24 protein-coding genes are annotated in these 24,796 nt (G+C 47.6%); 19 read left to right on the top strand and 5 right to left on the bottom strand.

Going from position 1 to position 24,796, the window contains the following annotated elements:
• Positions 1-9: 9 nt before the first annotated feature.
• From NYE68_RS13105 to NYE68_RS13070, 8 genes are all read left to right on the top strand, one after another.
• The gene (locus NYE68_RS13105; protein WP_007408379.1) at positions 10-2,079 is read left to right on the top strand and encodes a sigma-54-dependent Fis family transcriptional regulator; all 2,070 of its coding nucleotides are present in this window, start codon (positions 10-12) and stop codon (positions 2,077-2,079) included.
• Between the two features lie 122 nt (positions 2,080-2,201).
• The gene (gene yqiS, locus NYE68_RS13100; RefSeq protein WP_039063302.1) at positions 2,202-3,095 is read left to right on the top strand and encodes a phosphate butyryltransferase; all 894 of its coding nucleotides are present in this window, start codon (positions 2,202-2,204) and stop codon (positions 3,093-3,095) included.
• A 13-nt stretch (positions 3,096-3,108) separates the two neighbouring features.
• Positions 3,109-4,203, top strand: a complete 1,095-nt coding sequence (bcd, locus tag NYE68_RS13095) for a branched-chain amino acid dehydrogenase (protein ID WP_003153209.1) — start codon at positions 3,109-3,111, stop codon at positions 4,201-4,203.
• Positions 4,204-4,220: 17 nt separating this feature from the next.
• Entirely contained in the window at positions 4,221-5,336 is a 1,116-nt protein-coding gene (buk, locus tag NYE68_RS13090; RefSeq protein ID WP_094032254.1) for a butyrate kinase, read from the top strand.
• Complete coding sequence (gene lpdA, locus NYE68_RS13085) at positions 5,326-6,747, top strand: dihydrolipoyl dehydrogenase (RefSeq protein ID WP_014418337.1); 1,422 nt, start codon at positions 5,326-5,328, stop codon at positions 6,745-6,747. Before buk ends, lpdA begins: the two co-directional genes overlap by 11 nt.
• Before the next feature lie 22 nt (positions 6,748-6,769).
• Positions 6,770-7,762, top strand: a complete 993-nt coding sequence (locus tag NYE68_RS13080; RefSeq protein WP_014418336.1) for a thiamine pyrophosphate-dependent dehydrogenase E1 component subunit alpha — start codon at positions 6,770-6,772, stop codon at positions 7,760-7,762.
• 12 nt (positions 7,763-7,774) lie between these two features.
• Complete coding sequence (bfmBAB, locus tag NYE68_RS13075; protein WP_003153216.1) at positions 7,775-8,758, top strand: 3-methyl-2-oxobutanoate dehydrogenase subunit beta; 984 nt, start codon at positions 7,775-7,777, stop codon at positions 8,756-8,758.
• 21 nt (positions 8,759-8,779) lie between these two features.
• Positions 8,780-10,042, top strand: a complete 1,263-nt coding sequence (locus NYE68_RS13070; protein WP_229045260.1) for a dihydrolipoamide acetyltransferase family protein — start codon at positions 8,780-8,782, stop codon at positions 10,040-10,042.
• Positions 10,043-10,085: 43 nt separating this feature from the next.
• Here the strand turns inward: NYE68_RS13070 and NYE68_RS13065 are convergent, their stop codons facing one another.
• Positions 10,086-10,982 carry a YegS/Rv2252/BmrU family lipid kinase gene (locus NYE68_RS13065; protein WP_324636731.1) on the bottom strand — a complete coding sequence of 299 codons (897 nt, stop codon included), beginning with the start codon at positions 10,980-10,982 and terminating at the stop codon, positions 10,086-10,088.
• Between the two features lie 178 nt (positions 10,983-11,160).
• On the opposite strand from NYE68_RS13065, the gene brxB reads away from it, so the two are divergent.
• The 6 genes from brxB (at position 11,161) to NYE68_RS13035 (ending at position 15,678) form a co-directional block, all read left to right on the top strand.
• Complete coding sequence (gene brxB / locus NYE68_RS13060) at positions 11,161-11,598, top strand: bacilliredoxin BrxB (protein ID WP_015417784.1); 438 nt, start codon at positions 11,161-11,163, stop codon at positions 11,596-11,598.
• 245 nt (positions 11,599-11,843) lie between these two features.
• Positions 11,844-12,611, top strand: coding sequence for a transporter substrate-binding domain-containing protein (locus NYE68_RS13055; RefSeq protein WP_007408386.1), 768 nt, complete (start codon positions 11,844-11,846; stop codon positions 12,609-12,611).
• A gap of 61 nt (positions 12,612-12,672) precedes the next feature.
• Positions 12,673-13,332 carry an amino acid ABC transporter permease gene (locus NYE68_RS13050; protein WP_003153227.1) on the top strand — a complete coding sequence of 220 codons (660 nt, stop codon included), beginning with the start codon at positions 12,673-12,675 and terminating at the stop codon, positions 13,330-13,332.
• A complete protein-coding gene (locus NYE68_RS13045; protein ID WP_012117941.1) occupies positions 13,325-14,047 on the top strand; it encodes an amino acid ABC transporter ATP-binding protein in 723 nt (240 codons plus the stop codon). The genes NYE68_RS13050 and NYE68_RS13045 overlap by 8 nt, the downstream gene beginning before the upstream one ends.
• A 76-nt stretch (positions 14,048-14,123) precedes the next feature.
• Complete coding sequence (locus tag NYE68_RS13040; protein WP_007408388.1) at positions 14,124-15,077, top strand: aromatic acid exporter family protein; 954 nt, start codon at positions 14,124-14,126, stop codon at positions 15,075-15,077.
• A 70-nt stretch (positions 15,078-15,147) separates the two neighbouring features.
• On the top strand, positions 15,148-15,678 hold the full coding sequence (locus NYE68_RS13035; RefSeq protein ID WP_014418329.1) for a L,D-transpeptidase: 531 nt from the start codon (positions 15,148-15,150) through the stop codon (positions 15,676-15,678).
• 13 nt (positions 15,679-15,691) lie between these two features.
• Here the strand turns inward: NYE68_RS13035 and prli42 are convergent, their stop codons facing one another.
• On the bottom strand, positions 15,692-15,787 hold the full coding sequence (gene prli42 / locus NYE68_RS13030; RefSeq protein ID WP_007408390.1) for a stressosome-associated protein Prli42: 96 nt from the start codon (positions 15,785-15,787) through the stop codon (positions 15,692-15,694).
• 93 nt (positions 15,788-15,880) lie between these two features.
• On the opposite strand from prli42, the gene mce reads away from it, so the two are divergent.
• Genes mce through NYE68_RS13015 form a run of 3 tightly spaced genes read left to right on the top strand, consistent with a single transcriptional unit; the run spans position 15,881 to position 18,951 of the window.
• A complete protein-coding gene (gene mce / locus NYE68_RS13025; protein WP_039254550.1) occupies positions 15,881-16,309 on the top strand; it encodes a methylmalonyl-CoA epimerase in 429 nt (142 codons plus the stop codon).
• Complete coding sequence (locus tag NYE68_RS13020) at positions 16,302-17,819, top strand: acyl-CoA carboxylase subunit beta (protein WP_324636960.1); 1,518 nt, start codon at positions 16,302-16,304, stop codon at positions 17,817-17,819. Before mce ends, NYE68_RS13020 begins: the two co-directional genes overlap by 8 nt.
• Before the next feature lie 16 nt (positions 17,820-17,835).
• A complete protein-coding gene (locus NYE68_RS13015; protein WP_039254556.1) occupies positions 17,836-18,951 on the top strand; it encodes a M20/M25/M40 family metallo-hydrolase in 1,116 nt (371 codons plus the stop codon).
• A 113-nt stretch (positions 18,952-19,064) separates the two neighbouring features.
• Here NYE68_RS13015 and NYE68_RS13010 read toward each other — a convergent pair whose 3' ends face one another.
• Both NYE68_RS13010 and NYE68_RS13005 read right to left on the bottom strand, forming a co-directional pair.
• Positions 19,065-19,901, bottom strand: a complete 837-nt coding sequence (locus NYE68_RS13010; RefSeq protein WP_007408393.1) for a membrane protein insertase YidC — start codon at positions 19,899-19,901, stop codon at positions 19,065-19,067.
• A 32-nt stretch (positions 19,902-19,933) separates the two neighbouring features.
• On the bottom strand, positions 19,934-20,215 hold the full coding sequence (locus tag NYE68_RS13005; protein ID WP_003153239.1) for a hypothetical protein: 282 nt from the start codon (positions 20,213-20,215) through the stop codon (positions 19,934-19,936).
• Positions 20,216-20,290: 75 nt separating this feature from the next.
• On the opposite strand from NYE68_RS13005, the gene NYE68_RS13000 reads away from it, so the two are divergent.
• Positions 20,291-21,535 (top strand): DNA polymerase IV, encoded by a 1,245-nt coding sequence (locus NYE68_RS13000; RefSeq protein WP_039254561.1) that lies wholly within the window; start codon positions 20,291-20,293, stop codon positions 21,533-21,535.
• A gap of 108 nt (positions 21,536-21,643) precedes the next feature.
• The gene (gene gndA / locus NYE68_RS12995; protein WP_007408395.1) at positions 21,644-23,053 is read left to right on the top strand and encodes an NADP-dependent phosphogluconate dehydrogenase; all 1,410 of its coding nucleotides are present in this window, start codon (positions 21,644-21,646) and stop codon (positions 23,051-23,053) included.
• Between the two features lie 89 nt (positions 23,054-23,142).
• Here the strand turns inward: gndA and zwf are convergent, their stop codons facing one another.
• On the bottom strand, positions 23,143-24,612 hold the full coding sequence (gene zwf, locus NYE68_RS12990; RefSeq protein WP_012117935.1) for a glucose-6-phosphate dehydrogenase: 1,470 nt from the start codon (positions 24,610-24,612) through the stop codon (positions 23,143-23,145).
• Between the last annotated feature and the right edge of the window lie 184 nt (positions 24,613-24,796).

The following is a 24,796-nucleotide window of genomic DNA, read 5'->3' as shown; positions in this document are numbered from 1 at the left end:
GGTATCGGGATGCAGAAGGTGCTGATTATAGGTGCTGGTAAAGGAGGCACGGCGCTCCTACAGATTTTGATGAAAACAAAGCTGATCCGGATTATTGCGGTGGTTGATCAAGATCCGGAGGCGCAAGGGCTGCAAGAAGCCCGGAGATATGGAATTGCAACCTCATCAGATTGGAAACCCTACATAACTGAAGATATAGATATTATCATCCATACAACAGGCGATAAAGCGGTCATGGATGAGCTGCTCCATGAGAAAAAAGAACAAACCATCGTCATGCCGGGAAAATTGGCGTACATGGTGTTTCAGCTGATGGAGGAAAAACAGCAGCTTATCCAAATGCTGAAGTCGCAGACGTATAAGCATGACCGGATTTTTAATTCAACGCACGACGGCATGATTTTTATAGACGTCAACGAAACGATCATTTTATTTAATCAGATGGCAGAAAAAATGGTCGGCCAAAAACGGGAGGATGTCATCGGCCGCCAAATTAAAGATGTAGTGCCGAACACAAAGCTGCCGCGGATTCTGGAAACGAGAGAGCCGGAATATAACCAGAAGCAGCTTCTCGGAAAGCACCTGCAGATTGTCACGACAAGACTGCCGATCATTGATGAAGGCGGAAAACTTCTCGGCGCGTTATGCGTGTTTAAAGATATTACCGACGCAGTTGAACTGGCGGAAGAGGTCACGAACTTAAAACAAATCCGCACCATGCTTGAAGCGATTATACAATCGTCAGACGAGGCCATTTCTGTCGTTGATGAAAACGGCATCGGAATGTTAATCAACAAAGCGTATACAAAAATGACCGGGCTGTCAGAAAGCGAAGTCATCGGAAAACCCGCTTCCACCGATATCTCAGAAGGGGAGAGCATGCACCTGAAAGTATTGGGGACAAGGCGGCCCGTGCGGGGTGTGAGAATGAAGGTCGGCCCCAATAAAAAGGATGTTATCGTAAATGTTGCCCCCGTTATTGTGGACGGTATTTTAAAAGGCAGCGTCGGCGTCATCCACGACGTGTCAGAAATTAAAACGCTGACTGCTGAGCTGAATCGGGCGCGCCAGATTATCCGCACGCTTGAAGCGAAATACACGTTTGACGACATTATCGGCACGAGTGAACAAATGCTGGTCGCCCTTGAACAGGCGAAGCTCGGGGCGAAAACGCCGGCGACGATTCTGCTGCGGGGAGAATCCGGCACAGGAAAAGAACTTTTTGCCCACGCCATCCATAATGAAAGCGACCGAAAATACAATAAGTTCATTCGGGTCAATTGTGCGGCCCTGTCTGAATCACTGCTAGAATCCGAGCTTTTCGGCTATGAGGAAGGCGCGTTTACGGGCGCGAGGCGCGGGGGCAAAAAAGGACTTTTTGAGGAAGCGAATAACGGCAGCATTTTCTTAGATGAAATCGGAGAGCTGACCCAAAGCACCCAGGCAAAGCTGCTCAGAGTTCTGCAGGAAAAAGAAATTATCAGAGTCGGCGGCGCTAAAGCGATTTCTGTCAATGTCAGAATTATCGCAGCGACAAACGTCAACATCGAAAAGGCCATGGCGGAAGGCGCGTTCCGTGAAGACCTGTATTACCGGATTAACCGCTATCCGATCTCAATCCCGCCGCTTCGGCAGCGCAAAGAAGATATTGAAGCGCTGAGCATTCGGCTCATTGAAAAAATCAATCAGGATTACGGCCGCAATGTAAAGGGGCTCACGCCGAACGCGCTGCGAGCTTTATCAGCCTACAGCTGGCCGGGAAACGTCCGGGAGCTTGAAAATGTTCTCGGACGGGCAATGATATTTTTAGAGCCGCACATGGAACGGATCGAACAGCAGCACCTGCCTGTTTTTGAATCAGAGCTGAATGAAAAAAACGGCACCCAAAGTGATTTTCCGGATGTGGAAGGGGAAAAGCTGTCTCAGGCTGTTGAAAAATTTGAAGCGCACGTCATTCAAAAAACGCTTGAAAAGCATAAATTCAACCGAACCAAAACGGCAAAAGCGCTTGGTGTCAGCATTCGGAATCTGTACTACAAAATGGACAAGTACGGCCTTGCAAATGACGGCATGCAATAAATTGCAGAGAAAGCGCAAACAGCTGCATGCTTTCTTGAAAAAAGCCGGAATAAACCCTCCTGCACATTTGGCACGGAACTTGCATTGTTAAAAGCGGATTCGCACAAGGAAGGTGGTACAAAATGAAGCTGAGAGACCTAGTTGAAAAAGCCGCGGCAAAAAACGCAAAAACCATTGCAGTGGCCCACGCAGCAGATAAAGAAGTGATCCAGGCCGTCAAAATGGCGGCAGAACACTTGTCGGCACGATTTTTACTGACGGGTGACAGCGGAAAGCTGAAAGAGCTTCTGGCAAATGAGCCGAAGTTCAATGCTGAAATCATCCACGCCGATTCACCCGAAGAATCTGCGGCAAAAGCAGTGCGCGCAGTGCGTGAACAAGAGGCGGACGTTTTAATGAAAGGGAATCTCCCGAGCTCAACTCTTCTGAAATCGGTTTTAAACCGCCATGAAGGGCTTCGTTCAAAAAGGGTGTTATCACATGTAGCTGTTTTTGAGGTGCCGGACTATGACCGGCTGATGTATGTGACTGATTCAGCGCTGAACATTGCCCCGTCTCTTGAAGAGCTCGGGCATATTCTGCAAAATGCGGTTCATGTCGCACATTCAGTAGGGAATCCTATGCCGAAAGCCGCAGTCCTTGCCGCTATTGAAACGGTTAATCCGAAAATGGAGGCGACGTTGAACGCGGCTGCGATCGTCCAGATGTGTAATAGAGGACAGATTACCGGCTGCATTGCGGACGGACCGCTTGCTTTGGATAATGCCGTATCCCAAGCGGCTGCGCTGCAAAAAGGGATTTCCGGAAGCGTAGCGGGCCAGGCGGATATTCTCTTGGTTCCTTCAATCGAGGCCGGAAATATGCTTTATAAGTCAATGATTTATTTTGCGAAAGCAAGTGTTGCTGCCGTCATCGCCGGTGCAAAAGCGCCGATCGCATTAACGAGCAGAGCGGATACCGCAGAAAATAAACTGTATTCAATTGCGCTTGCGATTTGCGCATCACAAGAACAGTAGGAGGAACGAACCTATGGAAATTTTTAAATATATGGAGACTTATGATTACGAACAATTGGTATTCTGCCAAGATGAACAATCCGGATTAAAAGCGATCATCGCGATTCATGATACGACGCTCGGCCCCGCACTCGGCGGAACAAGAATGTGGACATATGACAGTGAAGAAGCGGCGATTGAAGATGCACTAAGACTCGCAAAAGGCATGACTTATAAAAATGCGGCTGCCGGTTTAAACTTAGGCGGCGGGAAAACCGTTATTATCGGAGACCCGCGCAAAGATAAAAATGAAGAAATGTTCCGCGCGTTCGGCCGGTACATCCAAGGCTTAAACGGAAGGTATATTACGGCGGAAGACGTCGGCACCACCGTTGAAGATATGGACATCATTCATGATGAAACAGACTATGTAACCGGAATTTCTCCGGCATTCGGTTCATCAGGAAATCCGTCCCCGGTTACGGCGTACGGCGTCTACAAAGGGATGAAAGCCGCAGCGAAAGCGGCGTTTGGCACTGATTCCCTGGAAGGTAAAACAATTGCCGTGCAAGGCGTGGGAAATGTGGCTTACAATCTATGCCGCCACCTTCACGAAGAAGGCGCTTCTTTAATCGTAACGGATATCAATAAAGAATCTGTTAAACGTGCCGTTGAGGACTTCGGCGCCCGCGCAGTTGATCCCGGCGACATTTACTCACAGGCGTGCGATATTTATGCCCCATGTGCTCTCGGCGCCGTCATTAATGATGACACGATTAAACAGCTGAAGGCGAAAGTCATTGCGGGAGCGGCCAATAACCAGCTGAAAGAAACACGTCACGGCGATACCATTCACGAAATGGGAATCGTGTACGCTCCGGATTATGTCATCAATGCAGGCGGCGTCATCAATGTGGCCGATGAGCTTTACGGCTACAATGCTGAGCGGGCTTTGAAAAAGGTTGAAGGCATTTATGCAAACATTGAGCGGGTGCTCGATATTTCCGCGCGTGACGGCATTCCGACATACTTAGCGGCTGACCGTCTGGCTGAGGAACGGATTGAGCGTATGCGCCGTTCAAGAAGCCAGTTTCTGCAAAACGGCCAAAGTATATTAAGCAGACGATAGGAATTTGATCTGGAGGTATGAAAATGTTCGAAAAGGAAAAACGCATTCTCATTCTGAATCCAGGCTCAACATCAACGAAAATCGGTGTCTTTCACAATGAACGCTGTATCTTTGAAAAGACGCTGCGGCATCCCGAAGAAGAGCTGAAAACATTTAACAGCATCATCGACCAATACGAATTTCGAAAAATAAGCATTCTTGAGTCTTTGCACGAACAGGGCATCAACATTTCAAAGTTCGATGCCGTTTGTGCCAGAGGCGGCCTGCTCAGACCGATTGAGGGCGGCACATATGAAGTGAATGACGCCATGATCACTGATTTGAAAAACGGCTACAACGGCCAGCATGCTTCTAATCTGGGCGGAATTATTGCCAGGGAAATAGCTGACGGATTAAATATCCCCGCGTATATCGTCGATCCGGTCGTGGTGGATGAGATGACTCCGCTCGCTAAAGTATCAGGAATGCCTGAAATCAAGCGGAAAAGCATTTTCCATGCTTTGAACCAAAAAGCTGTTGCCCGTCAGGCGGCGGCGTCCCTCGGCAAACGGTATGAACAGATGAAGATGATCGTCACTCATATGGGCGGCGGCACCACAGTCGGTGTCCATGATTGCGGACGGGTGACGGATGTTAACAACGGGCTTCACGGAGAAGGACCCTTCAGCCCGGAGCGCGCGGGAACTGTTCCGGCGGGTGATTTGGTGGAAATGTGTTTTTCCGGCAAGTATTCAAAAGCCGATATGATGAAAAAACTTGTCGGCACGGGCGGACTCTCCGGCTACCTGGGGACAACGGACGCGGTGAAGGTGGAAAAACGCATTCAGGCCGGAGATGAGCATGCGAGGCTCATTTATGACGCAATGGCTTATCAAGTAGCAAAAGAAATCGGGGCGGCAAGCGCCGTTTTAAAAGGAAAAGTAGACATTATCGTCCTGACGGGCGGATTGGCGTACGGGAAAAGTTTCGTATCCGCCATCAGATCGTACATAGATTGGATTTCGGATGTACTGGTGTACCCTGGAGAAAATGAACTGCAATCTCTCGCGCAAGGCGCGCTTCGGGTTTTAGCCGGTGAGGAGCAGTCAAAGCAATATCAGATCGGCGAAGGAGTGAAAACAAATGGCGACTGAGTATGATGTGGTCATTCTGGGCGGCGGCACGGGCGGTTATGTAGCCGCCATCAGAGCGGCCCAGCTCGGCTTAAAAACGGCCGTTGTAGAAAAAGAAAAGCTCGGCGGAACATGCCTGCATAAAGGATGTATCCCGAGTAAAGCGCTGTTAAGAAGCGCGGAAGTGTACCGAACCGCAAAGGAAGCGGCAGCATTCGGCATTGAAACGGAAGGTGTCTCCCTCCGCTTTGACAGCGTGCAAAAACGAAAGCAGGGAATCGTTGACCGGCTGGCCGGCGGTGTCGCCCACTTGATGAAAAAGGGGAAGATTGATGTATTCAACGGGTACGGACGTATGCTCGGACCTTCCATCTTCTCACCTCTTCCCGGTACGGTTTCCGTCGAATACGCAAATGGTGAAGAAAACGACATGCTGATACCGAAACAATTGATTATCGCAACCGGTTCAAGGCCGAAAATGCTGCCGGGTTTAGAAGCAGACGGTACATATATTCTGACATCAGATGAAGCGTTAGAGCTTGAACGTCTGCCCCAATCCATGATGATCGTCGGCGGCGGTGTCATCGGAATTGAATGGGCATCCATGCTGAACGATTTCGGCGTCAATATCACTGTGATTGAATATGCGGATCGCATTTTGCCGACGGAAGACCGTGATATTTCAAGCGAGATGGAAAAACTGTTAACGAAAAAAGGAATTAAGATCGTGACGGGTGCGAAAGTGCTTCCGGATACATTGGAAAAAGCGGACGGCGTTTCAATTGCCGCTGAAAAGAATGGAAAAAAAGAAACGTATCACGCGGAACAAATGCTTGTTTCCATCGGCCGCCAGCCGAACATTGAAGGGATCGGGCTTGAAAACACGGATATTGAAGCGGAAAACGGTTCTATCATCGTGAACGAAGCCGGGCAGACGAAGGAATCGCACATTTATGCGATCGGTGATGTTGTCGGCGGGCTGCAGCTTGCGCATGTGGCCTCCCGTGAGGGCATCATTGCCGTTGAGCATATGGCGGGTCTTAATCCGGCTCCGCTTGATGCCGCTCTTGTGCCGAAATGTATTTATTCAAATCCGGAAGCGGCGAGCGTCGGTCTGACAGAAGAGGAAGCTCTTCGAAAAGGGCATGAACTGAAGATCGGGAAGTTTCCGTTCATGGCGATCGGAAAGGCTCTTGTATACGGAGAAAGCGACGGCTTTGTCAAAATCGTCGCCGATCGGAATACAGATGACATTCTCGGTGTTCATATGATCGGCCCGCACGTCACCGATATGATCTCTGAAGCGGGGCTTGCCAAGGTGCTCGATGCGACGCCTTGGGAAATCGGTCAGTCCATACATCCGCATCCGTCCCTTTCAGAGGCGATTGGAGAAGCTGCGTTAGCCGCAGACGGAAACGCGATTCATTTTTAAAAGGAAAGAAGGAGGGGTTTGAATGACTACAAACCGCCATCAAGCATTAGGGCTCTCTGACGAAGAAGCCGTTGAAATGTATAGAACCATGCTGTTAGCCAGAAAAATCGACGAAAGAATGTGGCTCTTAAACCGCTCGGGCAAAATTCCGTTCGTTGTTTCATGTCAAGGACAGGAAGCGGCGCAAGTAGGCGCGGCCTATGCCTTAAACCGTGATACCGACTATGTGCTTCCGTACTACAGAGATATAGGGGTTGTGCTTGCATTCGGTATGACTGCAAAGGATTTGATGATGTCGGGTTTTGCGAAAGCAGCTGACCCGAACTCAGGCGGAAGGCAGATGCCGGGCCACTTCGGGCAAAAGGAAAACAGAATCGTAACGGGCTCATCCCCTGTTACGACGCAGGTTCCTCACGCAGTCGGAATCGCGCTTGCGGGACGCATGGATAAAAAGGATATCGTCTCTTTCGTTACCTTTGGAGAAGGATCTTCCAACCAGGGGGATTTTCACGAAGGGGCAAACTTTGCCGCCGTGTATAAACTGCCTGTCATTTTCATGTGTGAAAACAATAAGTATGCCATTTCTGTCCCGTATGACAAACAGGTGGCGTGCGAGAAAATATCCGACCGGGCGGCAGGCTACGGCATGCCGGGAGTCACTGTTGACGGAAACGACCTGCTGGAAGTTTACCGGGCCGTAAAAGAAGCGCGCGAACGGGCGTCTAAAGGCGAAGGCCCTACATTAATAGAAACGGTTTCCTACCGTTTGACGCCGCATTCCAGTGATGACGACGACAGCAGCTACAGAGAACGCGAAGAAGTAGAAGAAGCGAAGAAACAAGATCCGCTTCTTTTATACAAAGCATACTTGCAAGAAGCCGGGCTTCTAGGTGAAGAAGAAGAAAAGACCATGCTGGATGACATCATGGCTATCGTAAACGAAGCGACAGACGAAGCGGAGAAAGCGCCATACGCATCTCCTGAATCAACGCTTGATCACGTTTATGCGAAGTAGGGAGGAATACTTATGTCTGTAATGTCTTATATTGACAGTATTAATGCAGCAATGAAAGAAGAAATGGAAAGAGATCCGCGCGTGTTTGTTCTCGGGGAAGACGTCGGGAGAAAAGGCGGCGTGTTTAAAGCAACGGCGGGTCTCTATGAACAGTTCGGAGAAGAGCGGGTGATGGATACGCCGCTTGCTGAATCAGCCATTGCCGGTGTAGGGATCGGCGCCGCGATGTACGGCATGCGCCCGATTGCCGAGATGCAGTTTGCCGATTTCATTCTGCCTGCGGTCAACCAAATCATTTCAGAAGCGGCAAAAATACGCTACCGTTCAAACAATGATTGGAGCTGTCCGATGGTCATCAGAGCGCCTTACGGCGGCGGTGTGCACGGCGCGTTGTATCATTCCCAATCTGTGGAGGCCATTTTTGCCAACCAGCCGGGCCTTAAAATTGTCATGCCTTCAACTCCTTATGACGCAAAAGGGCTGTTGAAAGCTGCAGTCCGTGACGAAGATCCGGTGCTGTTTTTCGAACATAAGAGGGCGTACCGTCTGATTAAAGGCGAAGTCCCTGCGGATGATTACGTCCTTCCGATCGGAAAGGCGGATGTAAAACGCGAAGGCAGCGACATTACTGTTATTACGTACGGATTATGCGTCCATTTTGCTCTGCAGGCTGCCGAGCGCCTTGAAAAAGATGGAATTTCCGCACACGTATTAGATTTGCGTACGGTTTATCCGTTAGATAAAGAAGCCATCATTGAAGCCGCGTCTAAAACGGGAAAAGTATTGCTGATCACAGAAGATACGAAAGAAGGCGGTATTATGAGCGAGGTCGCCGCCATTATTTCTGAAAACTGCTTATTTGATTTAGACGCGCCGATCAAGCGGCTTGCAGGTCCTGACGTTCCGGCAATGCCTTATGCGCCGACAATGGAAAAATACTTCATGATGAATCCTGACAAAGCAGAAGCCGCGATGAGAGAATTAGCGGAGTTTTAAAGACGTAAGGAGGTTTTTGACATGGCGATTGAACAAATGGCTATGCCTCAGCTCGGAGAGAGCGTGACGGAAGGGACGATCAGCAAGTGGCTGGTATCCCCCGGTGATCAAGTGAATAAATATGACCCCATCGCGGAGGTCATGACGGATAAAGTGAATGCGGAGGTGCCGTCTTCTTTTACCGGTACGATTACAGAACTTGTAGGAGAAGAAGGCCAGACTCTTGCAGTCGGCGAGATCATCTGCAAAATTGAAACAGAAGAAACGGAAACGGAAGAGGCGCCGAAGCGGGAAGAAGAGCAGAATACTCCTTCAGACACCGGTGCAAACCGTCAAGGTAAAGATCAGTCAAATAAAGCGCGTTATTCGCCGGCCGTGCTCAGATTAGCGGGAGAACACGGCATTCAGCTTGAAGAAGTTGAAGGAACGGGTGCAGGCGGAAGAATTACGCGAAAAGATATTCAAAAGATCATTGATTCGGGAATGAAGCAGAAGTCGGAAGCACCGGCGCCGGCTGCCGTTCAAACAACGCAACAAGCGCCGAAACAACAGCAAAAACAAGCGCCGCAACCCGCTCTGTCAGCCGGTGATATTGAAATTCCGGTTACAGGCGTCAGAAAAGCCATCGCCGCCAATATGCATAAAAGCAAAACAGAAATTCCGCATGCCTGGACGATGATGGAAGTCGACGTCACGAACATGACGGCGTACAGAAACAGCATTAAAGACTCATTTAAACAGAAAGAAGGCTTCAATTTAACGTTTTTCGCTTTCTTTGTAAAAGCGGCGGCGCAGGCTCTCAAAGAGTTCCCGCAGATGAACAGCATGTGGGCGGGGGACAAAATCGTCCAAAAGAAAGACATCAACATCTCCATTGCCGTTGCCACGGAAGATTCGCTGTTTGTTCCGGTTATTAAGCATGCTGATGAAAAAACGATTAAAGGCATAGCCAGAGAAATAACGGATCTTGCGAAAAAAGTGAGAAACGGAAAACTTACCGCGGAAGATATGCAGGGCGGCACATTTACCGTCAATAACACGGGATCTTTCGGCTCAGTTCAATCTATGGGCATTATCAACCATCCGCAGGCGGCGATTCTTCAGGTAGAATCTATCGTCAAACGTCCGGTTGTCATGAATAACGGGATGATCGCCGTTCGTGATATGGTTAATCTTTGCCTGTCTTTAGATCACAGAGTGCTCGACGGGCTCGTGTGCGGCCGATTCCTCGGACGCGTCAAAGAGATCTTAGAAAACATTGATGAACATACTTCCGTCTATTAAAAAAACTCCTTTTGCCCGGGCGGCAAAAGGAGCTTTTTTATTTTCATTGTGAATCCTCGGGAACAAGCATAGTGAGATGATGTTTTTTCACTTCGATCGTACAAGGTGTTGTTCCGTATACCTCGCCATCTGTATCCGCGCCCATCTCACGTGCGGTTACGATTTCAATCCTGGAGGCCTGAATATAGGACAGCTCCCCTTTGAAATCATCAAACGAACCCTGCTCCATCGTCATCAGCTCCCGCAGCGCGGCAAGGCTTGTGTTGCGGCAGATTAACACATCGGCTAAGCCGTCCTGGAGGCTGGCATCAGGCAGGGGAACTCTGTTTGTCCCGATATAATGCCCGTTCATGACAAGCACCATTACGGCTTCGTCTTCTTTCACCTCGCCGTCAATCGTCAATTTGACAGGAAACGGGTTCGCGCTTGTCATCGTCCGCAAGGCGCTCGTGAAGTAGCTGATTTTACCAAGCCATGCTTTTTCAGTTTCATTAATATGGCTTGATGCTTCGGTGATCAGTCCGATGCCCCAGAAGTTCAGAAAATAGCCGTCATCCGTTTTACAGACGTCAATCATCCGTTTATGTCCGGCCGCGAGCGCTTCAGCGGCCTTTTGAAGGTTTTGCGGGATGCCGAGCGCCCGTGAGAAATCGTTGCACGTTCCTCCCGGCAAAATGCCGATAGCGGGTCTGTGATCAAGCTTGCTGATGCTGTTGATACATTGATGCACAGTGCCGTCTCCGCCTAAAATATATAAATGGTCAACTGAACTGTCGAGATTTTCACAATACTGACGGGCATCATCCTGATGTTTGGTCGGTTTAATCAAAAGTTCATCAGCTGACTGGGCCAAAATGGGGACGACCGTGCCGAGCGTTTTATCAATTTGTTTTTGACCGGCGTTTCCGTTATAAATTAAAACTGCTTTCCGTTGGCTCATATGACTGCTCCTTTATTTCAGACAATCTCCTTAACAAGTTTCCCGTTTTTAAAGGGTCATAAACTTACATCGGGAACATAAAAGGGACAAAAAACAATTGGATATGAGCGGTGTCATTTGCCGATAGGGAGGTTCCTTGCTATCATAAGAAGAGATGATCAAAAAGGAGATGTCCCAGTTGAATATGGATTTTAATTTATTTATGAATGATGTCGTGCGTCAAGCCCGCCAGGAAATCACGGCCGCCGGGTATACAGAGCTGAAAACCGCTGAGGAAGTGGACGATGCGCTTTCGAAAAAAGGAACGACACTCGTCATGGTCAACTCTGTGTGCGGATGCGCAGGCGGTATTGCACGGCCTGCCGCGTACCATTCCGTACATTACGATAAACGCCCGGATCAGCTTGTGACGGTATTTGCCGGACAGGATAAAGAAGCGACAGCCAAAGCGAGAGAATACTTTGAAGGCTATCCGCCGTCCTCTCCGTCATTTGCCATTTTAAAAGACGGGAAAATCATGAAAATGGTGGAACGCCATGAAATTGAAGGCCATGAGCCGATGGCCGTCGTCACAAAACTGCAGGAAGCATTTGAAGAATATTGTGAAGAAGTATAAGTGAAAGAAAAACCCCGGAGCCAAGCGCTTGCGGGGTTTTTTTATATGGCATCTGTATAAATATAAATATTTATACATCGGCGTTCAGCTGTCACTAACTTGAAAAACAATGACTATAATAAACACAGAAAGGAAAATATATTTTTCAAAAATAGTATTGCATCACAATTAAAAAGTGTTTAAAATACAAGTTAACGAATAAATATTCAATTTTAAGAGATCAGTAGATATGGGGGAAATGAATCATGAAGAAATGGCTGTTGGTATTAGCTGCCGCATGTATCACCTTTGCGCTGTCCGCCTGCGGATCAGGCAATTCAGGCTCAGAGGGCGGAAAGAACAAGCTGATTATGGGTACATCGGCTGACTATAAACCATTTGAATATAAAGACGGCGATCAGATCACCGGGTTTGACGTTGATCTGGCAAAAGCTCTGGGCAAAAAGACCGGCTATGACGTTGAGGTGCAGGACATGGACTTCAACAGCCTGATTACAGCCTTGAAGTCCAAGCAGGTAGATATGATTTTATCTGGAATGACACCTACGCCGGAACGGAAAAAGCAAGTTGATTTTTCTGATATTTATTATACTGCTAACAATATGATCGTTACGAAAAAGGGAAGCAGCATGAAATCCCTGAATGATCTGAAAGGCAAAACCGTCGGTGTTCAGCTCGGCTCCATTCAAGAAGAAAAAGGCAAGAAGCTCGCTTCGAAATACGGTTTTCAGCTCGAAGACCGCAACCGGATCTCAGACTTGACCGAAGAGATCAAATCCGGGCGTTTTGATGCCGCGATTATCGAAGACATCGTAGCACAAGGCTATTTCAGTTCAAATCAAGATCTGCAGGGCTTTGCGTCAGCAGATGCGAAATCAGACGAATCGGGTTCCGCAATTGCGTTCCGCAAAGACAGTGATCTGACAGCGAAGTTCAACAAAGCGCTGAAAGAAATGGAGAAAAACGGAGAAATCGAAAAACTGAAGAAAAAATGGTTCACCAACGAGAAATAAAAGAAAGCTCAACTTTTCGTTGAGCTTTTTATCTTGAATAAAGACAAAGGAGATCACACGTATGAATTTGGATTTCTCAGCGACAATCCCCCAAATTCCTTTTATATTGGAAGGCCTTGCGGTCACATTGAAAATTGTGCTCGTTTCGGCGGTCATCGGTCTTGTATTAGGCATCGTGCTCAGCTTATTTAAAATCAGCACGATCAGTCCGCTGAAATGGATTGCGGATTTTTATACTTCGATATTCCGCGGCACGCCGCTCGTGCTGCAGCTGATGATCATCTATTTCGGTATGCCGCAGCTTCTGGGCTTTCAGATCGATCAATTTTGGGCGGCGGTCACCGCATTATCGCTCAATTCAGCCGCTTACGTCTCTGAAATTATCAGAGCGGGAATCAACGCAATTGACAAAGGACAAAAAGAGGCTGCCGTCGCTCTCGGCGTGCCGTACGGAAAAATGATGAAAGATCTGCTGCTGCCGCAGGCGTTTAAAAACATTTCTCCGGCTATTATTAACGAATTAATCACCTTAACGAAAGAATCGGCGATCGTCACAGTTATCGGTCTTGGCGACATTATGAGACGGGCCTACCAGTCCGGCGCCGCAACATACAACTATTTAGAACCTCTTATTGTGGCGGGCTTAATCTATTACGTGCTCGTTTTGATCTTAGCATTCATCGGAAAAGGCGTAGAAAGGAAGCTGAAAGCCAATGATTAAGGTCGACAACCTGTCAAAATCATTCGGGAAACATGAAGTACTGAAAAACATTTCAACACAGATCGAAGAAGGGGAAGTCGTCGCTGTCATCGGCCCTTCCGGTTCCGGCAAATCAACGTTTCTGCGCTGCTTAAATCTGCTGGAAACCCCGAGCGGCGGAACGATTGCCATTAAAGAAAATGAAATTACCGCAGCTAAAACGAATAAACTGAAAGTGCGGGAAAATATCGGCATGGTATTTCAGCATTTTCATTTGTTTCCTCATAAAACGGTGCTTGAAAATATCACATACGCGCCGGTCAGCGTGAAGAAAGAGTCTAAAAACGAGGCGGAGGAAAAGGCGTGCGCCCTCCTTGAAAAAGTCGGACTGCTTGACAAACGGAACGACTATCCGAACCGTTTGTCAGGCGGACAGAAGCAGCGGGTCGCCATCGCGCGGGCGCTTGCCATGAATCCTGACATCATGCTGTTTGATGAACCGACCTCGGCTCTTGACCCGGAAATGGTCAAAGAAGTTCTTGAGGTGATGAAAGAGCTCGCGCAGACGGGCATGACGATGGTGATCGTAACGCACGAAATGGGATTTGCCAAAGAAGTGGCAGACCGCGTATTATTTATGGATGAAGGGACGATCGTGGAAGACGGGCAGCCGGAAGAATTTTTTCTTTCTCCGAAGTCAAAAAGAGCACAGGACTTTTTAGAAAAAATATTATAAAATATAACTGGAAGAAAAGAAGAAGAATGCTCTTCTTCTTTTTTTTGAGAAAGAAACAAACAGAATGGAGCAAGCAATGTTTAAAATCGGTTACCGCACACTAAAGACCGCACTTGGAACGGCGCTGGCCATTTATTTAGCCCAGCTGTTGCATCTGCAAAACTTCGCATCCGCAGGAATCATCACCATATTGTGCATCCAGATTACGCAAAAGCGGTCGCTTCAGGCCTCGTGGGCCCGATTTGCCGCCTGTTTATTGGCGATCGTCTTCTCATATGTCTTTTTCGGGCTGATCGGCTATTATCCGTTTGCGATCGGAATATTGCTGGTGCTGTTCATTCCGACTACAGTCGTTTTAAAAATAAACGAAGGGATCGTCACCAGCTCAGTAATCATTCTTCATTTATATATGTCCGGCGGCATTACGATGGCGTTTATCTGGAATGAGTTCCAGCTGATCACCGTAGGTATCGGCGTCGCGCTGTTAATGAATCTGTATATGCCGAGCCTCGACAGAAAACTCGCGGCGTACCGGAAAAAAATTGAGGACAACTTTTCCGTCATCTTCGCCGAAATCGAACGGTATTTGTTAACTGGTGAGCAAGATTGGTCGGGGAAGGAAATACCGGAGACGCATCAGATGATTCAAGAGGCGAAAAACCTCGCCTATCGGGACGTGCAGAATCATATTTTGCGCCATGAAAATCTTTACTATCATTATTTTAAGATGAGACAGAAACAATTTGAAATCATTGAACGGCTGCTGCCGAAGATTACCTCTATTTCAATAACGGTGGAGCAGGGCAAAATAATCGCCCATTTCATCCATGAATTAAGGGAAGCCATTCACCCCGGCAATACCGCTCATAAATTTTTAAAAAGACTTGCAGAAATGAGAACGGAATTTGAAGAAATGCCGCTCCCGGCAACGCGCGAGGAGTTTGAAGCGCGGGCGGCTTTGTTCCACCTCCTCGGTGAGATGGAACAATATCTCGTGATTAAAAGTTATTTCAAAGGCATCAAGCTGTAAAAAACATATGGATCAATCGCATGAGTCCTCCTTTCATTGGTCATTCTAATGAAAAAAAGGAGAGGAGCCCATGCGATTTTTTTTATTGTCAGCCGCCCTGCTGCTGTCTCCGCTTTGGCCGCTTGGCGCGAACCCTTTGCCGGGTGACCCTTATATTATCGTCAATAAAGCCACAAATGCGCTTGCTGTTGTGAAGGATAACCGAATAGAAGGCATTTATCAGGTGGCGACGGGAAAAACGGATGATTTGACGCCTGAAGGAGAATTTACGGTAACGGTCAAAGCCGTCAATCCGTATTACCGGAAGAAAAATGTAAAGGGAGGCGCGCCGGAAAACCCGCTCGGCGTCCGCTGGATCGGTTTTGACGCGAAAGGAACCGACGGCAGGATATACGGCATTCACGGAACAAACAGAGAAGAGCTGATCGGGGGGTTTGTATCAAACGGCTGCATCCGTATGAAAAACCGGGATGTCATCCGTATTTTCCGGATTATCCCTCCCGGAACGAAAGTATTGATTACAAAAGAAAACCGCTCATTCGAGGACATTGCAATAGAGCGGAAAGCCCTCATAAAAAAGCAGGAAACCCCCTTGCAATGAGGCGCCTGCTTTTTTACCGCAAATACATCATAATGCCTGAGAGGAGGGTTGAAAGTATAAATACGCCCAAAATGACGATAACGGCGCTTTTCATAAATTTTTGAGACATTGTTTCACTCCTTAAGATTACTGTCTATCATTTTAACGTGTTTTGCTTGTATGAACAAGCCATATCCTATGGCGGAAAGCAGGTGGCCGCGCTATGAAAAAACTTGATCATGTCGGCATTGCCGTCAGCTCTATTGAAGCTGCGAGAGGATTTTACGAACGGATGCTCGGGCTTACGTATATGGGAGACGAGCTGGTAAGCGGCCAAAATGTGAGAGTTGCTTTTTTAGAGGCGGGAGGCACAAAGCTTGAGCTGATTGAGCCGCTGTCGGACGCGTCTCCCGTCAGCTCTTTTTTACAGAAAAGAGGCGAAGGACTGCATCATTTGGCATTCCGCTGCGCCGATATGAAGGAAACGATCAAGGAGCTTGAAGCATGCCGCATGACTTTGATCCATCATGAACCGCAATACGGAGCGGGCGGGAAGAAGATCGCATTTCTCTCTCCAAAAGAGGCGAATGGGGTCCTGATTGAGCTTTGTGAAACAATTGAAAAAGGAGAAACTGAAGATGAGCATGAGTGATCATATCAGACACTTAAATGAAAGACGTTCCTTTTTAACAAACGGCGGCGGAGCGGAAAAAAATGAAAAACAGCACAAAAAAGGCAAGCTGACGGCAAGAGAAAGAATTGACGATTTATTGGACGAAGACAGTTTTTCAGAGCTGCAGCCGTTTGCCAAAAGCCGCATGCCCGGGTCCCGAAATGCTCCGGGAGACGGCGTTGTTACCGGATACGGCACAATTGACGGACGGCCCGTGTATTTGTTTGCCCATGACTTTACCGTACTCGGCGGGACGCTCGGCGAGACACATGCGGAAAAAATCGCGGCGGTAATGGATCTGGCGGCGAAAAATAAAACTCCGATCATCGGGCTGAACGACTCAGGTGGTGCGAGAATTCAAGAGGGTGTGGTATCATTAAATGGATACGGTCATATCTTTAGGCGCAACGTCCTTTACTCGGGAGTGATTCCGCAAATCTCTGTCATCCTTGGGCCGTGTGCCGGCGGTGCTGTTTATTCACCCGCATTGACGGATTTTGTGATTATGGCGAAGCATACGTCGCACATGTTTATTACAGGCCCGAAAGTCATTGAACAGGTGACGGGTGAACAGATTGACGCGGAAAGTTTAGGCGGTGCGGGAATACATAATGTGATAAGCGGAAATGCCCACTATTCCGCACGAACGGAAAAAGAGGCTCTTTCCGCTGTGAAAACCCTGCTTTCTTATCTCCCGCACGGCGGACAGACGGCATCACCCGTTAAAAAGGAAGACGCCAGACCGTTATTAAACACCCTCGTTCCCGCGGACAGTTCGAAACCTTACGATGTGTTACAGGTAATAAAAGAGCTGGCGGATGACGGAACGTTTTTTGACATTCATCCGTATTTTTCCAAAAACATTGCTGTCGGTTTTCTGAAACTCGGACGGCGTACAGTCGGTGTTGTCGCAAACCAGCCGAAACACTTGGCGGGGAGCCTCACGATTGATGCCGCTGACAAAGCGTCGAGATTCATCCGTTTTTGCGACGCGTTTCATATTCCGCTATTGACGATCGCTGATGTTCCTGGATTTCTTCCGGGCCTTCAGCAGGAACATGCGGGAATCATCCGTCACGGAGCAAAATTGCTGTATGCTTTTGCCGAAGCGACGGTGCCGAAAGTGACGCTCATCATCAGAAAAGCTTACGGAGGCGCCTATGTGGCCATGAATTCGAAAGGGCTGGGGGCAGATCTTGTATTCGCCTGGCCCAATGCGGAAATCGCCGTGATGGGAGCGGAAGGCGCGGCGTCGATTTTATACAGCAGAGACATACAGGCTTCTGACGACCCGGAGAAAACGAAGCGCGAAAAAAAAGCCATATACGAAAAGGAAAACGCCGGTCCGTATAAAGCGGCGGCCTGCGGAATGGTGGATGATATCATCCGGCCGGAAGACTCGAGGAAAAAATTGATTCAGGCATTTGACATGCTTGCGCATAAGGAAGAGGAAAGACCGAAAAAAAAGCACGGTAATATACCGCTTTAAACGGAGGGAACTGAAAATGGTAAACGAAAAACGTCTGCTTGAAGAATTTCTTGAACTCGTTCAAATTGATTCAGAGACAAAACATGAAGCGGAAATCAGCAAAGTGCTCAAACAAAAATTCACTGATTTAGGATTGAGCGTAAAAGAAGATGGTACAAAAGAAGTGACCGGGCATGGAGCCGGCAACTTAATCTGTACGTTAAAGGGCACAAAAGATGCGGATACGATTTATTTTACATCGCATATGGACACGGTTGTCCCGGGCAAAGGCGTTAAGCCGATTGTGGAAGACGGCTATGTAAAATCCGACGGCACGACGATTCTTGGCGCTGATGATAAGACGGGTCTTGCCGCAATGTTTGAAGCCATTAAAGTGCTGAAAGAACAAAACATCGAGCACGGCACCATTGAATTCATTATCACGGCCGGAGAAGAATCGGGATTAGTCGGGGCAAAAGCAATGGATCGTTCAGACATTACCGCGAAATACGGTTTTGCGCTTGATTCAGACGGAAAAGTCGGCAACATTATTGTAGCCGCACCGACACAAGCGAAAGTGAGAGCAACCATTTTCGGGAAAACGGCTCATGCGGGAGTAGAACCGGAAAAAGGCATCTCCGCGATTACAATCGCATCAAAAGCAATCTCTAAAATGCCGCTCGGCCGTATTGATAAAGAAACAACGGCTAATATCGGACGTTTCGAAGGCGGCACGCAAACCAATATCGTCTGCGACCAGGTTGATATTCTGGCTGAAGCGCGTTCATTAGTGCCTGAAAAAATGGAAGCGCAAGTGCAGAAAATGAAAGAAGCTTTCGAATCTGCTGCAGCTGAGATGGGAGGCCGCGCGGAAGTGGACATCGCGGTCATGTATCCGGGTTTCAAATATCAGGACGGCGATCAGGTTGTGGAAGTCGCGAAAAAAGCGGCGGCAAAAATCGGCCGGCCGAGCGAACTTCAGACAAGCGGCGGCGGAAGTGACGCAAACGTCATTGCCGGCCACGGCATTCCGACAGTCAACCTGTCAGTAGGCTATGAACAAATCCATACGAAAAATGAAAAAATGCCGATTGAAGAGCTCGTCAAAACGGCGGAAATGGTCGTTGCCATTATCGAAACAGCGGCCAATTAAAAACGAAGCACCCAGTTGATTGGGTGCTTTTTTCATTCTTCATAATAATTGGCTTAAAGCCTTACAGATACAAGAAAAAACCCTGCCGGATAGGTTCCGGCAGGGTTTCAGTATTATGATTTGGCGGGCTCCGCCTGAGCCGCAGCTTGTTTCTTTTTATGATGCGTCTGCTGTAAAAGTACATTCTGCACTGTCAAAAACAGTCCGCTTGTAAACCAGTAAAGCGGCAGCGCAGCCGGTACGTTAAGTGAAAAAACGGTCATCATGACAGGGAAAATAAAGACCATGATTTTTGCTGACTGCATTGCGGCCGGATTTTGAGCAGCCGGTGAATATTTCTCGTTTAATTTTTGGGAAATATAAGCCTGTAAGAAATACATGGCCCCCGCGCACAGTGATACAAGAATATCAGAATGCCCTAAGCTGAACCACAGAAATGAGTGTGAAGCGATTTCCGGGGTTGAGCGGATGGCGTAATAAAAACCGATCAAAATTGGGAATTGCACCAGCATCGGAAGACATCCCATTGCCATCGGATTCAGATTGTGCTCACGGTAAAGCTTCATCATTTCCATTTGCAGTTCTTTTTGTTTTTCCGCATCTTTCGTTTGTTTCATTTTAGCCTGAATGCTGTCGACCTGCGGTTTGATCACAGCCATTTTTTCCTGGAACACCCGCTGTTTCTTAAATTGGTTCACAAACAAAGGCAAAACAACGATCCGGACGATAATCGTCACCAGAATAATCGACAATCCGTACTCACCGTGGAACAGGCCCGCCACACCTTTTAAAAGTGCCGAAAACGGCTCGATCAGGTAATCGTGGAAAAACCCGATATTCCCGAGGCCTCCCGTCTGAGTCTGAGATGTCGCCGCAAAAGCCGAGCGGCCTGTGCACAGTACGATAAAAAACAATCCGAATGCAATCCATTTTTGATATGTTTTAGACAATTATGTCTCCTCCTTTTTATCTTCACTTGCCGTTATAAAAGGAGGAAGCTGACATCTTCATCATCATTCGCCGGTGAATTCATGCGGATGACTTTACGTATCCAAGTTGTAATGCGATGATATATAATAATAAGAAAGTCTGTTCGGTTCAGCTGAACGACTGCTTGATGTTCATCTATTCGTTTCGTTCTCCAATGCTCGCCTGCGCGGCGCTCACGCAAAAGAAAAGCGATGCCGATCGCGGTCAGAGCGGGAAGAATAATTGTGAAAAAATCGACTAAAAATAAAAAGTCATTCATTGACTCAAGAATCATTTTATCACATCCATTCAGCTCTTATTTTACTACATATATATAAGGTTGTCTATGAAAGGAAAGGAGGCGCCGGGAGTGGCCGGAAAAGGGAGAATTATATTTCATATCGATATGAACAGTTTTTATGCCTCCGTAGAAATGGCGTATGATCCGTCTTTAAGAGGAAAACCTATCGCCGTTGCCGGAAACGTGAAGGAACGGAAAGGAATCATCGTCACCTGCAGCTATGAAGCGAGAGCGCGGGGCGTAAAGACCACCATGCCGGTGTGGCGGGCAAAACGCCTCTGTCCGGAACTCATCGTCGTGCCTCCGAATTTTGACCGCTATCGGAGTTCGTCAAAAGAAATGTTCAGCATTCTGAGGGAGTATACGGATTTAGTCGAGCCTGTTTCTATTGATGAAGGATACATGGATATTACGGACACACCGCACAGCCACAGGGCGTATGAGACAGCCGCAGACATTCAGGCGAGACTGCAAAAAGAGCTTTTGCTTCCGTCAAGCATCGGCATCGCCCCGAATAAATTTCTCGCTAAAATGGCTTCTGACATGAAAAAACCGCTCGGCATCACCATTTTAAGAAAAAGAGAGCTGCCGGACGTATTATGGCCTCTTCCGATTGAAGAGATGCACGGTATAGGAACGAAAACTGCGGAAAAAATAAAAACGCTCGGCATCAAAACGATCGGTGATTTGGCAAAAGGAGATGAACATGCGCTGAAAACGCTTCTCGGCATAAACGGCCCGAGGCTGAAGGATAAAGCGAACGGCATCCATCCTGCAGAAGTCAATCCCGAGCGGATATATGAATTTAAAAGCGTCGGCAACTCATCCACCCTGTCGCATGATTCGGCTGACTGGGATGAATTAACGGGCGTGTTTGACCGGCTCGCGCTGTCTGTGAGCGAACGGCTCCAGCGTAAGGAGGTCATGGCCTGCCGGCTGTTCATCATGATTCGGTATGCGGATTGGAAAACGGTCACAAGAAGCATGACCCTCAGCAATCCGGCTGATCAGAAAAAAGACATTATGGAAGCGGCGATGGAACTGTTTGACAAGCACTGGAACCAAAATCCGGTAAGGCTTCTCGGCATCACCGGAACGGAACTGGTTGAAAAACAGCAGGCATATAAACAGCTTGATCTGTTTTCATTCAAGGAGGACGCAAAGGATGAGCCGATTTTTCAGATGATGAACGAGCTGAATGAAAAGTACGGCCAAAACCTGATCAGAAAAGGCGCCGTTATAAAAAAAGAAGAAAGCAAAACAAGGGGAACGAGCTTTAACAGAGACTTTTTTCAGGATGAAAAGAAAAGGTGAATAACTTGAAAAAAGGGGTTATGTATGATAATTTCTTTAGTATAAATATCATTTTATTTTAATTTAAATTTTAAAATGGTTAAACGTTTGAAGAAGGGACGTTAGAATATGTCAAAACAACAAATCGGAGTTATCGGTCTTGCGGTAATGGGTAAAAATCTGGCTCTTAACATCGAAAGCCGGGGATTTTCTGTGTCTGTATACAACAGATCAAGCAGCAAAACGGAAGAGTTTTTAGAAGAGGCAAAAGGCAAAAATGTTGTCGGTACATACAGCATTGAGGAGTTTGTCCAGTCTCTTGAAACACCCCGTAAAATTTTATTAATGGTTAAAGCGGGAACTGCAACGGATGCGACGATTCAATCTCTTCTTCCTCATCTGGAAAAAGACGATATTTTGATTGACGGCGGAAATACATACTATAAAGATACACAGCGCCGGAACAAAGAGCTTGCCGAAAGCGGCATTCACTTTATCGGAACGGGTGTATCAGGCGGTGAAGAGGGAGCGCTGAAAGGGCCTTCTATTATGCCGGGCGGCCAAAAGGAAGCGCACGAACTCGTGAAACCGATTCTAGAAGCCATTTCTGCTAAAGTGGACGGAGAAGCTTGTACGACATACATCGGCCCGGACGGAGCGGGGCACTATGTAAAAATGGTGCACAACGGTATCGAATACGGTGACATGCAGCTGATCTCTGAGTCATATTTCATTTTGAAACAGGTGCTCGGATTGTCTGCCGAAGAGCTTCACGAAGTATTCGCTGAGTGGAACAAAGGAGAGCTTGACAGCTATCTGATCGAAATCACGGCTGACATTTTCACTAAAAAAGATGAAGAAACGGGCAAACCGCTAGTTGACGTGATCCTTGATAAAGCAGGCCAAAAAGGAACGGGTAAATGGACAAGCCAAAGCGCTCTTGACTTAGGCGTGCCGCTTCCGATTATCACTGAATCTGTTTTTGCGCGTTTCATTTCCGCAATGAAAGAAGAGCGTGTGAAAGCAAGCAGCCTTCTGTCCGGACCAGACGTTAAGCCGGTCACTGAAAATAAAGAAGAGCTGATTGAAGCGGTCAGAAAAGCGCTCTTCATGAGTAAAATCTGTTCTTACGCACAAGGCTTCGCCCAAATGAAAGCCGCGTCTGAAGAGTATAACTGGGATCTGAAATACGGTGAAATCGCGATGATCTTCCGCGGCGGCTGTATCATCCGCGCGGCGTTCCTGCAAAAGATCAAAGACGCATATGACCGTGAACCGGAGCTTGACAACCTGCTGTTAGACAGCTATTTCAAAAACATTGCAGAAAGCTACCAAGGCGCCCTTCGCCAAGTGATTTCACTTGCCGTAGCCCAAGGCGTGCCGGTACCTTCGTTCTCAAGCGCACTTGCGTATTACGACAGCTACCGTACGGCAGTGCTTCCTGCAAACTTGATTCAAGCGCAGCGTGATTACTTCGGCGCGCATACGTATGAACGCACAGATAAAGAAGGCATTTTCCATACTGAATGGATGAAGTAATGAAGAAGCCCCCGCATTGATTGCGGGGGCTTTTCTGATATCAAAAACCGCGGGCCGTCATGAACGGCGCCGCGGTTTTTGATGTTTTCTTATATATTCCACCAGTGGAGACCGTCTTTTTCAAGAAGATCGTCCGAAGCTTTCGGTCCCATTGACCCGGCTTCATAATTCGGAGAAAGGGTTTTGTCGGCTGCCCACGTTTCGGAAATCGCATCGACGAAATTCCATGAAAGCGCCACTTCGTCCCAATGGGCAAAGTTTGTCGCATCACCGAGCAGACAGTCATGGATTAATTTTTCATAGGCTTCCGGTGTGTTCATTTCGTCACTGCAGTTGCTGCAGTAATCCAGCTTAATCGGCTGAGCATGAGCGGCTCCGCCTAATTTTTTAGCGTTCAGATATAGTGTGATGCCTTCGTCCGGCTGAATATGGATGACAAGCAGGTTCGGATTTACATTCGTTTCATTGCCGTAATAAAGGTTCATCGGAATGTCTTTAAATTGAACGACGATTTTCGTTGATTTTTCTTTCATCCGTTTCCCTGTGCGGATATAAAACGGAACGCCGGCCCAGCGGAAGTTATCGATTAACAGCTTTCCGGACACGAATGTTTCCGTATTGGAATCCGGTGCTACATTTTGTTCATCTGTATAGCTCGGTACAGCGTTTCCGTCAATCGTTCCCGCTTGGTATTGTCCGCGGACGAAGAAGTCACTCACTTCGTTTGGAGCGACAGGGCGGAGAGCTCTCAGCACCTTCACTTTTTCGCTGCGGATTTCTTCCGTGTTCAGTTTAATCGGCGGTTCCATCGCCAAGAGAGCGACCATTTGTAAAATATGGTTTTGAACCATGTCACGGAGTGCGCCTGATTTCTCGTAATATCTCGCACGATCCTCAACGCCGAGATCCTCACTTGACGTAATCTGGATGTTTGAGATGTAGCGGTTATTCCACAGCGGCTCAAACAGCGCATTCGCAAACCGGATGACTTCGATATTTTGAACCATTTGTTTGCCTAAGTAATGGTCGATCCGGTAAATTTGATCTTCCGTGAAAGCTTCGCGTATTTCTTTGTTAAGCTCTTTCGCACTCGGCAGGTCATGGCCGAACGGTTTTTCAATGACGAGACGGGACCAGCCATTTGTCGCTGTGACACCTTCGTTTTTAAGTGATTTTGCGATAGTGCCGAAAAACTCAGGAGCCATCGCCAAGTAAAACATTCTGTTGTTCGGGATTTCATATGTATGTTCAAGCTGATCAAGCAGGACATTCAGCTCCTGATAGGAACCCGGATTCGTTACATCAAACGGATGGTAATAAAAATGAGATGTGAAATCGTCTATGTCTTTTTGCCCGGCAGAAGAAACAGACGTTTTAACGGTTTCCCGGAGGTCCTCGTTTGACCAAGGTCTTCTTCCAACACCTACAACTGCAAACTCTTCACCAATTTGACCATTTTTATATAAACGGTGAATGGATGGGTAAAGTTTTCGTTTTGCCAAATCCCCTGTGGCACCAAATATTACAATTACTGCTTTTGGTTTGTCGTTTGTTTTCACTTAGAGTACCTCACTTTATCTGAAGCATGGTTTAAAACCCCGCATATTTCCTTCATTTTAAATCTAAAATTCGTTGAAAGCAAACATTTCAGCCTGTTTTTTGCGGTTTGCGGAAAAAAATTAATCAGGCCGGAGAAGGCCCGGGTGAATTCACATTTTCAGCCTGATCCTGTATCCTTAGTAG

Source organism: Bacillus sp. FSL R5-0447 (assembly GCF_038606125.1).
GTDB lineage: Bacteria > Bacillota > Bacilli > Bacillales > Bacillaceae > Bacillus > Bacillus velezensis.
The sequence above is the reverse complement of the archived record's forward strand: the minus strand, read 5'-3'. Positions and strand labels throughout refer to the sequence as shown.